The following is a 14,636-nucleotide window of genomic DNA, read 5'->3' as shown; positions in this document are numbered from 1 at the left end:
CCCGGGAGGCACTCCCGAGAGAGACGAGAGCGAGCATGACCGAGCAGAGCACCGCCCCCCGGGTCGCCGTCGTGACCGGCGCCGCCCGCGGCCTGGGCGCCGCCACCGCCGTCCGGCTGGCCGCCGACGGCTACGCGGTCGCCGTCCTGGACCTGGACGAAGCGGCCGGCCAGGAGACCGTCGACCGGATCACCGCCGCCGGCGGCAGGGCGCTCGCCGTCGGCGCCGACGTCTCGGACGCCGAGCAGGTCCAGGCCGCCGTCGACCGGGTGGCCGCCGAGCTCGGCGCCCCCGTCGTCCTGGTGAACAACGCGGGCGTGCTCCGCGACAACCTGCTCTTCAAGATGTCCGAGTCCGACTGGGACACGGTCATCAACGTTCACCTCCGCGGCGCCTTCCTGATGACCCGCGCGGTGCAGAAGCACATGGTCGACGCCGGTTTCGGCCGCATCGTCAACCTGTCCTCGTCCTCGGCCCAGGGCAACCGCGGCCAGGCCAACTACTCGGCCGCCAAGGCCGGTCTCCAGGGCTTCACCAAGACTTTGGCCATCGAGCTGGGCAAGTTCGGCATCACGGCCAACGCGGTCGCCCCGGGCTTCATCGCCACGGACATGACAGCCGCCACCGCGGCCCGGGTCGGCATGGACTTCGAAGACTTCAAGCGGGCCGCAGCCTCTCAGATCCCGGTCCAGCGGGTCGGTCAGCCCGAGGACGTCGCCCACACCATCGCGTTCCTCGCGAGCGAGGGCGCCGGCTTCGTCTCCGGCCAGGTGATCTACGTCGCGGGCGGCCCCCTCGACTGAGCACGGAACCTACACAGGGTTACCACGGAGTGGGAAGCCGGGCGCACCGGCCTCCCACTCCGTTTGCTTTACCGGGGCTTTTGCAGAACCATTCGACGACCACACTGGCTTTCGATCCTGAAATAGCGGAAATCACCCCTCGGACCACCCCTGGTCGGCCCAATTGTCGATTTCCCGGGAAAATGACAATTACCACCGGAATAGCCCTGTCCGGATGGGTAAGGTCACCCCGTGCAATCCAGAAGTACCCCCGTTCCCCTTCCGCGCCAGGGGCCGGAGCGCCGCACCGCCGAGACCGGCCGCCTGGACCGTCCCACCGCCCCCGCGCGCCACCTCGCCCCGCTCGGCCCCGACCCCGGCGAGCCCGGCTGGCCGCCGATGAGCCGACGGCAGGCCGCCCTCCTCGCCGTCACCCTGGCCGGCTACCTGCTGGTGCTGGCCGGTGTCCTGCTCAACACCGCGCTGGTCGACCTCGACTGGTCGGTCCGGCTGCTGCGCCCCTACGAGCGGTGGCCCCGACTGGAGCCGCTGCTCGACACCTGGGTGGTCGCCGGGCAGCGCGGCCCGTCGGCGATCGCCGCCTTCGTCTGGCTCGGCTGGCGGGCCCACCGCCTCGGCCGACTGCGCCCGCTGCTGGTCATGGGAATCGCGCTGTTGTTGCTCAACGTCACCGTCGGCGCGGTGAAGATCGTCACCGGCCGGCTCGGCCCGCACTACGCCCAGTACGTCGGCTCGCCCGAGCTCTTCTCCGGCGGCACCATCTTCCCCTCCGGCCACACCGCCAACGCGGTGGTCACCTGGGGCGTGCTCGCCTACCTCGCCGTCCGCTGGCGGCGCACCGGCGCGGTGATCGCCGCCGCCACCGCCTGCTCGATCGGTCTGACCACGGTCTACCTGGGCACCCACTGGGTCACCGACGTCCTGGCCGGCTGGGCCGCCGGACTGCTCGTCCTGCTCTCGCTGCCGCTGCTGGAACCCCTGGTCGCCGCCGCCGAGCAGCGGCTCCACCGGCGCTTCGGCCGCCGGCACCTGCTCTGCTGAACCCGGGCCCGCCCGAACCAGGTCCGACGGGTCACCGCGGTCCTACCCCTCCCAACTGCGCTCGACCACACCGTTGCGCACCGCGAGGTTGAGCCGCCCCTGCCGGTACTCCATGGTCATCAGGTCCCCCGGCTCCAGCACCCGGACCGACGCCCAGCCGTGCCGCCGGGCCAACTCCCGGGCCCGCTCGATCCGCAGCCCCGCGTACCCCTCGCCGTCCTGGCCCGCCGCCCCCGAACCGGAGCCCGAACCCGAACCCGAACCCGCCGCACCGGACCCCGCCCCCACCGCGTCCGAACCCGACATCGCGCCTCCCCCGGCTCGCCTCCTCGGACGTACGCTGGAATCGTAGCCCGACCCACGCGGTCCGGAGGTGAACGGCATGCGCACCACCACCCCGCGCCGGTGGCGCAGCGGCACCGAGCCGGCCACCGCCCGCAGCGACCTCAAGCTCCGCTACCTGCTCTCGCTCACCTTCACCCCCTTGTTCGCGCTGGCCACGGCGGGCTTCGCCGTCTGGGCGGCCGTCTCGCCCGCCTACGGTGCGCCCAGCCGGGGCACCCTCACCGGCTTCGCCGTGGCCTGCGGCCTGCTCACCCTGTTCGCCGTCGTCGATCTCGTGGTTGTCATCCGGCGCCGCCGGACCGAGCTCTGACGCGGTGTCTCCCACGGAGTGGGAAGTCGACCCGGCCGACTTCCCACTCCGTGCCGTCGACTTCCCACACCGTGCCACCCACGATCCCGACCCCGGCGGCCCCGGCAGCCTCAGCGCCCGCCGACCGCCTGCTTCACCAACGTCCGCCCGAAGTCCCACATCAGCCCGCTCCCCCGGTGAGCCTCGTCCATGATCTCGGTGAAGGCGTCCACGAACCGGTCCACGTCACGCTCGGTGATGATCAGCGGGGGGATCAGCTTGATCACTTCCAGGTGGTCCCCCGACACCTGGGTCAGGATGCGGTGCCGCTGCAGCAGCGGCACGACCACCATCTGCGCGAACAGCCCCTTGCGCGCCGCCTGGAGCGCGGTCCAACCGGTGCGCAGCTTCAGCGACTTGGGCCGGCCGAACTCGATCCCGATCATCAGCCCGCGCCCGCGCACCTCGGCGAGCAGCTCGTACTGGTCGACCAGCGCGGTCAGCCGTCCACGGAAGTAGTCGCCCACCTTGCGGGCGTTCTCCACCACCTGCTCGTCGCCCATCACCTCCAGGGTCGCCAGCCCGGCCGCCATGGCCTGGGCGTTGGACCCGAAGCTGGCCGAGTGCACCAGCACCCGGTCCATCGAGGAGTACACCTTCTCGAAGATCCAGCCCTTGCCGAGCGTCGCCCCGACCGGCACGTACCCGCCGGACAGCGCCTTGGCGGCGCAGACCAGGTCCGGCAGCACGCCTTCCTCGTGCTGGTAGGCGAAGAACTCGCCGGTGCGGCCGATGCCGGTCTGCACCTCGTCGCAGATCAGCAGCGCCCGGTGCTCGTGGAGCAGCGCCTGGGCGGCCCGCAGCCAGCCGGGCGGCGGCGCCTGGACGCCCTTGCCCTGGATCGGCTCGACGATCAGCCCCGCGACGTCGCCGCGCTTCAACTCCTTGGCCAGCGCGCCGAGATCGCCGAGCGGGACGGCGGTGTCCGGCAGCAGCGGGTCGAAGCCCTTGCGGAAGCCGCTCTCCCCGTTGACGGAGAGCGAGCCGGTGGTCAGCCCGTGGAAGGCGTGGTCGGCGTACAGGATCCGCTTCCGTCCGGTGGCGTACCGGGCGAACTTGAGCGCCGTCTCCACCGCTTCGGTGCCGCTGTTGCCGAAGAACACCCGGTCCAGTCCGGGCGCGTACGACAGCAGCCGCTCGGCCAGCAGCCCGGGCAGCGGTGAGCAGTCGAAGCGGACCAGGTCCGGCAGGTCGAGGTCCATCACCTGCTGGACCGCCGAGCGCACCACCGGGTGGTGGCGGCCGAGCGCGAAGATGCCGAAGCCGGCCAGCATGTCGAGGTACTCGTTGCCCTCGGCGTCGTAGAAGTACTGGCCCCGGGCGCGCTCGTAGTACCTGTCGAAGCCGATGGTGCGCAGCATCCGCGGCAGCTGCGGGTTGAGGTAGCGGCCGTGCAACTCGTAGCGCTCGCCGCCGCGTTCGGCGATCAGCGCGGCGAGGTCGAAGGCGGGGCGGTCTGGTTCAGCCGGCATGGCGCGGGTTCGCTCCTCGGGTCGGTAGCAGGTTCTTGGCGAAGACGGCGGTCTGGGCGGCGACCCCGGTCCCGGTCAGCCCCGCCTCCTCCAGGATCTCCCCGCGCGAGGCGTGGCCGAGGAACTCCTGGGGCAGGCCGAGCACCCGCACCGGCACGTCCACGTCGGCGTCGCGCAGCGCCTGGGCGACGGCCGAACCGACGCCTCCGGTACGGCCGTTGTCCTCGACGGTGACCACCAGCCGGTGGGCGGCGGCGAGTTCGGGCAGCACCGGGTCGACCGGCTTGACCCAGCGCGGGTCGACCACGGTCGCGGTGAAGCCCTCGGCGAGCAGCAGCCGGGCCGCGTCCAGGCAGGCGGAGGCGGTGGTGCCGACGGCGACCAGCAGGATCTCCGGCGCCCGCCCGGTGCGCAGCAGCACGTCCACCCCGCCGGTCCGCTCGACGGCCGGCACCGCGGGCCCGACGTTCCCCTTCGGGAAGCGGACGACGGTTGGGGCGTCGCCGACCTCGACGGCCTCGCGCAGCTGGGCGCGCAGCTGTTCCGCGTCGCGCGGCGCGGCGAGCCGCAGGCCGGGGACGACCTGGAGGATCGACATGTCCCACATGCCGTTGTGCGAGGCGCCGTCCGGCCCGGTCACCCCGGAGCGGTCGAGCACGAAGGTGACGCCCAGCCGGTGCAGGGCGACGTCCATCAGCACCTGGTCGAAGGCCCGGTTGAGGAAGGTCGCGTAGACCGCGACCACCGGGTGCAGTCCGCCGGTGGCCAGCCCCGCCGCGCTGGTGACGGCATGCTGCTCGGCGATCCCGACGTCGAAGGTCCGCTCCGGGTAGGCCTTGGCGAACGGGGCCAGGCCCACCGGCTGGAGCATGGCCGCGGTGATCGCCACGAGGTCCGGCCGCTCGGCTCCGAGGGTGAGCAGCTCGTCCCCGAACACCGAGGTCCAGGAGACCCCTCCGCTGGGCGAGATCGGCAGGCAGGTGTACGGGTCGATCGGGTTGACGGCGTGGAAGCGGTCGGCCTCGTCCTGCTCGGCCGGCCGGTAGCCGCGGCCCTTGACGGTCAGGCAGTGCACGATGACCGGTCCGCCGAAGTTGCGGGCCTGGCGCAGCGCCTGTTCGACCGCGCCCAGGTCGTGGCCGTCGATCGGCCCGAGGTACTTGAGGCCGAGGTCCTCGAACATGCCCTGCGGAGCGAAGGCGTCCTTGAACCCCTTCTTGGCGCCGTGCAGCGCGTCGAAGATCGGCTGGCCGACCAGCGGGGTGCGCTGCAGGGCCTCCTTGCCCAGGGCGAGGAAGCGCTCGTAGCCCTGGGTGGTGCGCAGGGTGGCCAGGTGGTTGGCGAGGCCGCCGATGGTCCTGGCGTAGGAGCGCTCGTTGTCGTTGACGACGATGACCAGCGGCCGGTCGCGCGCCTCGGCGATGTTGTTGAGCGCCTCCCAGGCGAGCCCGCCGGTGAGGGCGCCGTCGCCGATCACCGCGACGGTGTGCCGGTCGTGCTGGCCGAGCAGCCGGGCCGCCTTGGCCAGGCCGTCGGCGTAGGAGAGCGCCGTGGAGGCGTGCGAGTTCTCGACCAGGTCGTGCTCGGACTCGCCCCGCGCGGGGTACCCGGAGAGTCCGCCGCGCATCCGCAGCCGGCTGAAGTCCTGGCGGCCGGTGAGCAGTTTGTGGACGTAGCTCTGGTGGCCGGTGTCGAAGACGATCCGGTCGTACGGCGAGTCGAAGACCCGGTGCAGCGCGATGGTCAGCTCCACCACGCCGAGGTTGGGCCCGAGGTGGCCGCCGGTGCGGGTGACGGCCTCGATCAGGAAGTCGCGGATCTCATCGGCGAGCAGGGGCAGTTCGACGGCCGGGAGCTTGCGCAGCTCGGCCGGGGACGTGACGCGGGAGAGCAGTGACATGGGTTCACCTCACGACTCGGAGCGGTGCGGTGGTGCCTCCACCCGGCCCGGGCGCGGGCCGGCCTGGCTGCGGGGGCGGAGCCGGCCCCGGGCGCGGGGCCCGGGGCCGGGGCGCCGACCCGGAGGTCGGCTCCTCGCTCAGCGGCCCTTGTTGCCGTTGACGGTCTCGGTGATGGCGCGCAGCGACTGCTGCAGCGAGCCCATCGTCGCGAGGACGGCGGTCGGCTCGTAGCCGCAGTGGGCCATGCAGTTCTCGCAGCGCGGGTCCTTGCCGCGGCCGTACTTGCTCCAGTCGGTCTTCTCGACCAGCTCGCGGTAGGTCGGCACGTAGCCGTCGGCCATCAGGTAGCAGGGCCGCTGCCAGCCGAACAGCGAGTAGTTGGGGATGCCCCAGGGGGTGCACTCGAAGTCGGCCTTGCCCTCCAGGAAGTCCAGGAAGAGCGGGCTGTGGTTGAGGCGCCAGCGCTTGCGGTTGCCGTCGGCGAAGGCCGCGCGGAAGAGCGCCCTGGTCTGCTCGACGCCGAGGAAGTGCTCCTGGTCGGGGGCCTTCTCGTAGGCGTAGGCGGGCGAGATCATCATCTCGTCCACCTTGAGCTCGTCGTTGAGGTAGTCCAGCACCTCGATGACGGTCTGCGGGGTGTCGGTGTTGAAGAAGGTGCTGTTGGTGGTGACCCGGAAGCCGCGCCGCTTGGCCTCCTTGATCGCGGCCACGGCCTCGTCGAAGGTGCCCTCCTTGGCCACCGACTCGTCGTGCCGCTCGCGCATGCCGTCGATGTGCACCGCGAAGGTGAAGTACGGCGAGGGCGTGAACTTGTCCATCTTCTTGCGCATCAGCAGCGCGTTGGTGCAGAGGAACACGTACTTGCGGCGCTCGACGAGCTGCCGGACGATCTCGTCGATCTGCGGGTGCATCAGCGGCTCGCCGCCGGCGATCGAGACCATCGGGGCACCCGACTCCAGGACCGCGCCGACCGCCTGGGCGACGGGCATCCGCTGCTTCAGGACGCCCGCCGGGTGCTGGATCTTGCCGCAGCCCTCGCAGGCGAGGTTGCAGGCGAAGAGCGGTTCCAGCTCCACGATCAGCGGGAACTTGTCCCGGCGCTTGAGCAGCTTCTGCTGCATGAGGTAGGTGCCGACCCGCACGGTCTGGCGCAACGGCATGGCCATGGCTAGCTCGCCTCCTGGGGGAGCGTCGAGGATGTGGGGTGGTTCAGGTCTACGGAGCCGGGCGCGCGCTCCTGCCGGTACCAGTCGACGAGGGCGGGTACCGTCGCCCGCAGGGTCCGCCAGGCGCGCACCCCGGCCGGGAGGGTGCCGGGCCGCAGCAGCTCGTGCTCGGGCGTGTCCACCACCACCCGCAGAACGGCCGCCGGCAGCACGGGCCGGACCTCGCGCAGCGCGGCCAGGACGGCAGCGGCCTCCATGTCGACGGCGAGCGCGCCCTGGAGGTGCAGCGCCCGCCGTTCGATGCCGCGCACCACGTGGTCGGCGGTGTGGTGCACGCCGGTGTGCACGGTCAGGCCGCGCTCCTTCAGCGCCCGGGTGAGCTCCGCGCCGGAGTCGAGCGGGTACAGGTGGCCCTCGGCATCGCGCACGCCGTCGGCGGCGACCACGTCGCCGGGCAGGACGCCCGGGCCGAGCGCGGCGCCGAAGCCGGCCACCACCACGGCGCCGTAGCCGCTGGGCGCGGAGCCGAGCAGGCGCCGGACGGCCAGCCCGGCGCGGCGCCGGCCGACCCCGGTGCGCACCAGCACCGGGGACCCCCCGGTCGCACCGCGCCAGTCGCCGCCGCGCAGGGCCCAGACCTCGGGGCCCAGGGCGCAGAGCACCAGCAGGGGCGCGGTGGTCACCGCGCCGTCCCGATCGCCGGGGTTCCGTCGGCCCGGATCGTGCCCGGGGCGCCGTTGAGGTAGCGGCCGAGCGCGGTGACCGGGAAGACCAGCCGGTACAGGTGGTAGTTGATGGAGAAGTCCCACGGGAAGCCGGTGCCGGTGAACTGCGGCTCGTCCCAGGTGCCCTCGGGCAGCTGGGTGCGCACCAGCCACTCCGCGCCGCGCTCCACCGCCGGGTTGGCCCGGTCCTTGGGCCCCTCGCCGGCCGCGAGCAGCGCCATCAGCGCCCACGCGGTCTGCGAGGCGGTGGAGTCGCCGCGCCCGGCCCAGCGCGCCGGGTCGTCGTAGGAGCGCATGTCCTCGCCCCAGCCGCCGTCGGCGTTCTGCCGGTCCTCCAGCCAGCGCACCGCCCGGCGGATCGCCGGGTGCTCGTCGGGGACGCCGGCCGCCACCAGGGCGGGCAGCACCGAGCCGGTGCCGTAGATGTAGTTGGTGCCCCAGCGGCCGAACCAGGAGCCGTCCGCCTCCTGGTTGCGCAGCAGCCACTCGATGCCGCGCCGGGTCCGGGGGTCGCGGGAGCGGCCGGTCTCGGCGAGCATCTCCACCACGTGCGCGGTGACGTCGGCGGACGGCGGGTCGACCACCTCGCCGAAGTCGCAGAACGGCAGCTTGTTGGGCAGCGTGCTGGTGTTGTCCACGTCGAAGGCGCCCCAGGCGCCGTTCTTGGACTGCATGCCGAGGTTCCACAGCACGCCCCGGTCCACCGCGCCGTCGACCTTGGCCGGGTCGGGGTGGGCGACCCGGCGCAGCGCGAGCACCACCTCGGCGGTGTCGTCGATGTCGGGGTAGGTGTCGTTCTCGAACTCGAAGGCCCAGCCGCCGGGGGCGAGCCCGGGCCGCTTCACGGTCCAGTCGCCGGGCTTGCGGATCTCCTCGCCGAGCATCCAGTCGACGGCGGAGACCAGCGCCGGGTGGTCGGCCGGCACCCCGGCGTCGACCAGGGCGATGGTGGCCAGGCAGGTGTCCCAGACCGGGGACTGGCAGGCCTCCAGCCAGCGCTTGCCGTCCTCGGTGTGCACGGTGAAGCGGTCGAAGGAGGAGAGTCCGGCCTTCATCACCGGGTGCTCCAGCTCGTAGCCCTCCAGGTGCAGGGCGATCAGCGAGTAGACGGCGGGGGGCTGGATACCGCCCCAGCAGCCGTCGGCCTCCTGGCGTTCGACGATCCAGCGGCAGGCCTGCGAGAGGGCCAGTCGGCGCAGCGGGCGGAAGGCCCGGCGGTGGTAGGCGTGCAGCGCCTTGTCGAGGCGTTCGAACAGGCCGTCCCAGGTGGTGGCGGGGGCGAGCGGCCGGTGGGGGTACGGGTCGTTCGGGTCGGTGTGCAGCTCGGTGAGCGGGAAGGGCGCCGGACGGACCGGGCGGTGGGAGGAGACGACCGTCAGCGGGACGATGGTCTGGCGGGCCCAGCAGCCGAAGGCGTAGATGTTCAGCGGCAGCCACCTGGGCAGGAAGATGATCTCGGGCGGCATCTCGGGCAGCCGTTCCCAGGGCCACCAGCCGAACAGGGCGAGCCAGATCCGGGTGAACACCCGGGCGGCCGCGATGCCCCCGGCGGAGCGGACGTAACGCGCGGCGGCCAGCATGTGCGGGGCTTCCGGGTCGTCCCCGGCCAGCTTGAGGGCGACGTACGCCTCGACGGTGGTGGACAGCTCGGGCGGCCCGCCGTGGAAGGTGGACCAGGTGCCGTCCTCGCGCTGCTGGGAGCGGATCCATTCGGCGGTGGCGCGGGTCTGCTCCTCGGTGCGGATTCCCAGGAACTGGCGGAGCAGTAAGTCCTCGGCGTCCATGGTGACGTTGGTCTCCAGGTCGCCCTTCCACCAGCCCTCGGACGACTGCAGGGAGAGCAGGTGGGTGGTGGCGCGGGCCAGGGCCTCCCGCGCGTCGGCCGGTCCGTGGTCCGTCTCACCGGCCGGCCGCGGCTGGTCGGTGTCCTCGGGCTGCCACCGCCCCGTGCCCAGCAGGGCCGGGGGGCGGTCGCCCACCGCGACCGGCTCGGAATCGTACTCAGGGTCGAGCCGGCCGTCCGCGGTTGCTGTCAACGTAACGTCACCTCTCTCGTACCACCACGAATTCGGCGAGTGCGACGAAGTGCTCCCGCACCTCGTCGGTCATGGGCACCTCGTCCAGGGCGGCGAGGGCAGTCGTGTGCTGGCGGCGGGCCTCCTCCCGGGTCCAGGCGCGGCCGCCGGCCTCCTCGATCAGGGCGGCACGGGCGGCGAGCTCGGGCTCGCTCTCCTCCCCGCGTCCCTTCGGGTCGGCCAGCTCTTCGGCGAGCCGGCGCGAGGCCGCTCCGCCCTCGGCCAGGGCGGCGGCGACCGGCAGGGACTTCTTGCGCTGGCGCAGGTCCCCCCAGTGCGGCTTGCCGGTGACCTCGGTGGCGCCCCAGATGCCGAGCAGGTCGTCCACCGCCTGGAAGGCGAGGCCCAGGTGGTGGCCGTAGCGCTGGAGCGAGTCGGAGACCTTGTCGTCGGCGCCGGCCAGGACGGCGCCGATCGCCGAGGCGGCGGCCAGCAGTGCCGCCGTCTTGCCGCCCTCCATCTCCAGGCACTCGGCGACCGTGACGCTGTCGCGCTGTTCGAAGGCGACGTCCATGGCCTGGCCGTCGATGAGCCGGCGGGTCGCCGTGGTGAGCAGCCGGACGGCGCGCGCGGCGTCGGTGGCGCTCGCCCCGCCGGTCACGGCGGCGTCGAGCAGCACCTCGGTGCCGAGCGTCGCCAGGGCGTCGCCGACCAGGATCGCCTGGGCCGGCCCGAAGACCGTCCAGGCGGTGGCCCGGTGCCGTCGGGTCTCGTCACCGTCCATCAGATCATCATGGAGGAGGGAGAAGTTGTGCACCAGTTCAACCGCGACCCCACCGGGCACGCCGACCTCGGCCGCCGCGCCGGTGGCCCGGGCGGACAGCAGCGCCAGCGCCGGGCGCACGGCCTTGCCGCCGTCCCCCGTCACCGGGGTGCCGTCCCGGTCGATCCAGCCGAAGTGGTAGGCGGCGACGGTGTCCATGGGTGCGGCCAGTCGGGCGACGGCGGCCCGTAGCGGCGGGGTGCAGAGCGTACGGCTGCGGGCGAGCAGCTCCGGCACCGAGACCGGTTCGGCGTGCGCCGTGCCTCCGACGGCGTAGCCGGTGCGTGACTCCACGTGCGTTCCCTCTTCCTCGTGGTGCCGGGCCGCACGGGGCGGCCGGGCGCTGTCGGTGCGGCTGGTGTCGAATCGAGTGCCGGTGCCGGTGGTTCCAGCAGCGCCGGTGGTGCCGGTACGGCCGGCCGGGCCGCTCCCGGTGGATGCGCCGGTGCGCTCGACGGTACGCCCGTCGGCTCTGGCGGGCTCTCCGGCGGCGGGGCCCGCCGTCACCTGGGCCACCTCCCGTCGCCGCGGTCCACCGGCGTCCGGGCGCCGGCCGCGGCGAGCGCGGCGTCGGCCGCGGCGTGGCCGCTGCGCACGGCGCCCTCCATGGTCGCGGGCCAGCCGGTGGCCGTCCACGAGCCGGCCAGCAGCAGGCCGGGGACCTCGGTGCGGGCCGAGGGGCGCAGTGCCCCGTTGCCCGGCGCCGGGTCGAAGGTCGCGGTGCGCTCCCGGGTGACGAAGAAGTCCAGCACCTCGGCCTGGGCCGCGGCCGGCAGCAGCCGGCCCAGCTCGGGCAGGTAGCGGCCGCGCAGCTCGGCCACCGGCAGGTCGATCTCGTCCTGCGCGGCGGACTGCGACAGCGCCAGGTACTGGGCGCCCGGGTGGGCCCGGCCCGTCGGGGTGGCGGCCAGGCCGGAGTGCGCGGTGCGGTCGAAGACCCACTGCACCGGGGAGCCGAGCGCGGCGAAGAACGGCCGGCGCAGCACCTTGCGGTCGTAGACCACGTGCACGTTGAGGATCGGCGCGGTGCCGAAGCCGGCCAGCCGCTCCTGCCCGGGGACCGCGTTCGGCGGCAGCAGCGCGGCCGCGCTGTCCTGGGCGCCGGCCAGCACGACGGTGTCGGCGGTGAGCAGCTCCCCGCCCTCCAGCCGGACGGCGTGCTGCGGCGCGGCCGGCTTCAGCTCGGCCACCCGGGACCGCAGCAGCACCCGGACGCCGGCCCGCTCCAGCTCGGTGAGCGCCCGGTCGTGGTGGATCACGCCGAGCGGGACGGCGGCGGTGCCGATGTCCGAGGCGCCCGGGTCGGAGAGCAGGCCGGTCTTGAACACCATCCCGGCGAGCGCCAGCGAGACCTGGTCGGCCCGGGCGTTCAGGGTGGCGACGCCGACCAGGTCCCACAGGGCGGCCTGGGTGGCGGCGTTCTGCCCGTTGCGGCGCAGCCAGTCGCCGAAGGAGACCTCGTCCAGGGCCGGGTCCGCGAGGTCCAGGCCTCGCAGGGCTAGTGCGCCGCGGACCACCCGGGCGCGGTCGGCCGGGGACAGGTGCGGGTAGCGGGCCAGGCTGCCGGCCAGGTGCAGCGGGACGGGCAGGCCGGCCCGGCGCAGTCGGCCCAGGGTGCGCACCGGGGCCTCCGGCGGCCCGGTGACGGAGAGCACCGGGATGTCGAGGCGGTCCTGGAGGTGGACGAGCCGGGAGGCGCCGAGGCGCTCCAGCAGGCCGCGGTAGGCGGTGCAGCAGCGCAGGTAGACGTGCTGGCCGTTGTCGACGGTGAGCTCGCCGCGCTGGAAGGAGAAGGCCAGGCCGCCGAGCCGGGGCCGCCCCTCCGCGAGGGTGACCCGGTGGCCCGCCTCGGCGAGGCGCAGCGCGGCGGTGATCCCGGCGAGGCCGCCGCCGACCACCACGGCGGCCGGGCGCGCGGCATCGGCTCGCCCGGTCATCGGCCCTCCCCCTCGCAGTCGGTGGACCGCCCGCGGGCGGTCCCTGAAGAAGATCCTCGTTTGTTCAACATGGAACTACCCGCACGTGATTCCCAGCTGACACAGCGTGACAGAACTGTTGCGAGAATCAAGAACGCCCCCCGGCGAGCCCGGAAAGCGCCACGTACGCCTTCTCCCAGCCCGGCAGCGAGACCCGGCCGCGCAGGACCGACTCCGGTTCGGCGGCGATCCGGCCGAGCAGCCGGTGGTAGATCCCGGCCATCGCGGCGGTGCAGGCGCGGCTGCGGCGGTCGAGCATCGGCAGCAGCCGCAGGCCCTCCTCGAAGGCGGCCTGGGCGCGGGCGGCCTCGAAGGCCACCAGGCCGGTGAAGTCCGCGCCGACCGGCGGCTCGGGCAGGGCGAAGCCCTGCTCGCAGCCGAACCGGACCAGGTCCTCGGCGGGCAGGTAGGTGCGGCCGGTCAGGGCGTCCTCGCGCAGGTCGCGCAGGATGTTGGTGAGCTGCAGCGCCAGGCCCAGGGTGTCCGCGTAGCGCGCCCCGAGCTCCGGGTCGTCGCAGCCGTAGACGCCCAACGAGAGCCGGCCGATCGCGCCGGCCACGCAGCGGCAGTAGACCTTCAGCTCGTCGTACGTCTGGTACTCGGCGCCCTTGAGGTCCATCTCGACGCCGTCGATCAGCTCGTCGAAACCGCCGAGCGGGATCGGGAAGCGCCGGGCCGCGTCGGCCAGGGCGACCTTGATCGGGTCGGTGTCGTCGTCGGCGACCACCCCGGAGCGGACCTCGTCCACCAGCTCCCGGGTGCGCACCAGCGCCTCGGCCTTGCGGTCGTCCGGGAGGTCGCCGTCGCCGATGTCGTCCACCCGGCGGGCCAGGGCGTACAGGGCCGACATGGCCAACCGCTTGGGTTCTGGCAGCAACCGGATGCCGTAGCTGAAGTTGCGCGCCTGCAGTCCGGTGACTGCCTCGCAGTACCGGTACGCCGCCATGACCTGGGCCGACGCCAGTGGTGATGCCGCCACGCGGGCGTTCACCTTCCCTTCGCGAAGATGGCCGCCGCCTTCGCTGCGAGGCGGCGCTTGTCCGGCTTCGCCTGCTGGGCGAGCACGTCGTACCCGGCGTCCTCGACGGCCGCCAGGGCCGCATAGCCGCCTGCGGTGAATCCCGCCAGGAGCAGTCGAAGCCTCCCCCGAACCGTACCTACCAATGGTGCGCCGCGGTCGAGCAGGGTGCGGGCCCGCTCGACCTCGAAGGCGATCAGCTCGCGCACCGCGCCGTCGGCGGAGGGCGCGGCCAGGTCGGCCTCGGTGACGCCGAAGCGGGCCAGGTCCTCCGCGGGCAGGTAGATCCGGCCGTGGGCCAGGTCCTCGGCCACGTCCTGGATGTGCTCGACCACCTGGAGGCCGCTGCAGACGGCGTCGGAGAGTTCGGTCCGCTCGGGGGTGGAGACGCCCGCGATGGCCAGCACGAGGCGGCCGACCGGGTCGGCGGAGAGGGTGCAGTAGCCGATCAGGTCGTCGAAGGTGGCGTAGCGGGAGGTGGTCTGGTCCACCCGGTTGGCCTCGATCAGACGGCGGAACGGTTCGGGGGTGAGGCCGTGCCGGTCGACCAGCGGGACGAGCGCGCTCATCAGCGGGTGGCGGGGGCGGTCCGCGCCGTCCGCTCCGGAGCCGCCGGCGGTGCGCAGGGCCGTCTCGAAGACCCGGTCGAGGTCCTGCTCCAGTCCGTCGAGCAGGGCGAGCCGGAAGGCGGTCTCCTGCGGAGCCGGCGGGCCGGACTGGTCCGAAGGGGTGGCGGGGGGCGTCTGCTCGACCCCGAGCAGCCGGGCGGTGGCGGCCGGGTCGGCCAGGTCGCCGTCGCCGGCGTCGTCGACCAGGCGGGCGAAGCCGTACACCGCCATCAGGTCGTCGCGCCAGGCCGCGGGCAGGAAGAACGGGGCGACGGGGAAGTTCTCCGCGCCCGCCTTGTCCAGGGTCTGTCCTGCGGAACCGTTCACCGGCGTATCTCTGGGCTGGGCCGAAGCCGACACTGCTGTCACTCCCCCGTTCTACACCGCTTGGCAC

At 73.5% G+C, this 14,636-nt stretch carries 13 protein-coding genes; 3 read left to right on the top strand and 10 right to left on the bottom strand.

Translation table 11 applies throughout. From position 1 onward, the window contains the following. Positions 1 to 35 precede the first annotated feature (35 nt). A complete protein-coding gene (gene fabG, locus ACWDCZ_RS08825) occupies positions 36 to 803 on the top strand; it encodes a 3-oxoacyl-ACP reductase FabG (protein WP_380777725.1) in 768 nt (255 codons plus the stop codon). A gap of 231 nt (positions 804 to 1,034) precedes the next feature. Further along, positions 1,035 to 1,844, top strand: a complete 810-nt coding sequence (locus ACWDCZ_RS08820) for a phosphatase PAP2 family protein (protein WP_241853035.1) — start codon at positions 1,035 to 1,037, stop codon at positions 1,842 to 1,844. A gap of 42 nt (positions 1,845 to 1,886) precedes the next feature. Here ACWDCZ_RS08820 and ACWDCZ_RS08815 read toward each other — a convergent pair whose 3' ends face one another. Further along, positions 1,887 to 2,150, bottom strand: a complete 264-nt coding sequence (locus ACWDCZ_RS08815; RefSeq protein WP_387819946.1) for an I78 family peptidase inhibitor — start codon at positions 2,148 to 2,150, stop codon at positions 1,887 to 1,889. A gap of 76 nt (positions 2,151 to 2,226) precedes the next feature. Between ACWDCZ_RS08815 and ACWDCZ_RS08810 the strand changes: the two genes are divergently transcribed. After that, positions 2,227 to 2,499 (top strand): DUF6343 family protein, encoded by a 273-nt coding sequence (locus tag ACWDCZ_RS08810; RefSeq protein WP_049649490.1) that lies wholly within the window; start codon positions 2,227 to 2,229, stop codon positions 2,497 to 2,499. Positions 2,500 to 2,609: 110 nt separating this feature from the next. Here ACWDCZ_RS08810 and ACWDCZ_RS08805 read toward each other — a convergent pair whose 3' ends face one another. The 9 genes from ACWDCZ_RS08805 to hpnC form a co-directional block, all read right to left on the bottom strand. Further along, positions 2,610 to 4,010, bottom strand: coding sequence for an aspartate aminotransferase family protein (locus ACWDCZ_RS08805; RefSeq protein ID WP_049649489.1), 1,401 nt, complete (start codon positions 4,008 to 4,010; stop codon positions 2,610 to 2,612). Beyond that, positions 4,000 to 5,910, bottom strand: a complete 1,911-nt coding sequence (gene dxs / locus ACWDCZ_RS08800) for a 1-deoxy-D-xylulose-5-phosphate synthase (protein WP_049649488.1) — start codon at positions 5,908 to 5,910, stop codon at positions 4,000 to 4,002. Before dxs ends, ACWDCZ_RS08805 begins: the two co-directional genes overlap by 11 nt. Positions 5,911 to 6,048: 138 nt before the next feature. Then, positions 6,049 to 7,077, bottom strand: a complete 1,029-nt coding sequence (hpnH, locus tag ACWDCZ_RS08795) for an adenosyl-hopene transferase HpnH (protein ID WP_049649487.1) — start codon at positions 7,075 to 7,077, stop codon at positions 6,049 to 6,051. Positions 7,078 to 7,079: 2 nt separating this feature from the next. Then, on the bottom strand, positions 7,080 to 7,760 hold the full coding sequence (locus ACWDCZ_RS08790) for a 5'-methylthioadenosine/S-adenosylhomocysteine nucleosidase family protein (RefSeq protein ID WP_074004365.1): 681 nt from the start codon (positions 7,758 to 7,760) through the stop codon (positions 7,080 to 7,082). After that, positions 7,757 to 9,781 carry a squalene--hopene cyclase gene (gene shc, locus ACWDCZ_RS08785; RefSeq protein WP_049659813.1) on the bottom strand — a complete coding sequence of 675 codons (2,025 nt, stop codon included), beginning with the start codon at positions 9,779 to 9,781 and terminating at the stop codon, positions 7,757 to 7,759. Before shc ends, ACWDCZ_RS08790 begins: the two co-directional genes overlap by 4 nt. Positions 9,782 to 9,845: 64 nt before the next feature. Continuing rightward, positions 9,846 to 10,934 (bottom strand): polyprenyl synthetase family protein, encoded by a 1,089-nt coding sequence (locus tag ACWDCZ_RS08780; protein WP_117492733.1) that lies wholly within the window; start codon positions 10,932 to 10,934, stop codon positions 9,846 to 9,848. A 209-nt stretch (positions 10,935 to 11,143) separates the two neighbouring features. Next, positions 11,144 to 12,577, bottom strand: a complete 1,434-nt coding sequence (gene hpnE, locus ACWDCZ_RS08775; RefSeq protein ID WP_380778003.1) for a hydroxysqualene dehydroxylase HpnE — start codon at positions 12,575 to 12,577, stop codon at positions 11,144 to 11,146. Between the two features lie 127 nt (positions 12,578 to 12,704). Beyond that, positions 12,705 to 13,562 carry a presqualene diphosphate synthase HpnD gene (gene hpnD, locus ACWDCZ_RS08770; protein WP_375876312.1) on the bottom strand — a complete coding sequence of 286 codons (858 nt, stop codon included), beginning with the start codon at positions 13,560 to 13,562 and terminating at the stop codon, positions 12,705 to 12,707. A 41-nt stretch (positions 13,563 to 13,603) separates the two neighbouring features. Further along, complete coding sequence (hpnC, locus tag ACWDCZ_RS08765) at positions 13,604 to 14,569, bottom strand: squalene synthase HpnC (protein WP_449815573.1); 966 nt, start codon at positions 14,567 to 14,569, stop codon at positions 13,604 to 13,606. Positions 14,570 to 14,636: the final 67 nt, after the last annotated feature.

The organism is Kitasatospora sp. NPDC001225 (assembly GCF_053597855.1).
The sequence above is the reverse complement of the archived record's forward strand: the minus strand, read 5'-3'. Positions and strand labels throughout refer to the sequence as shown.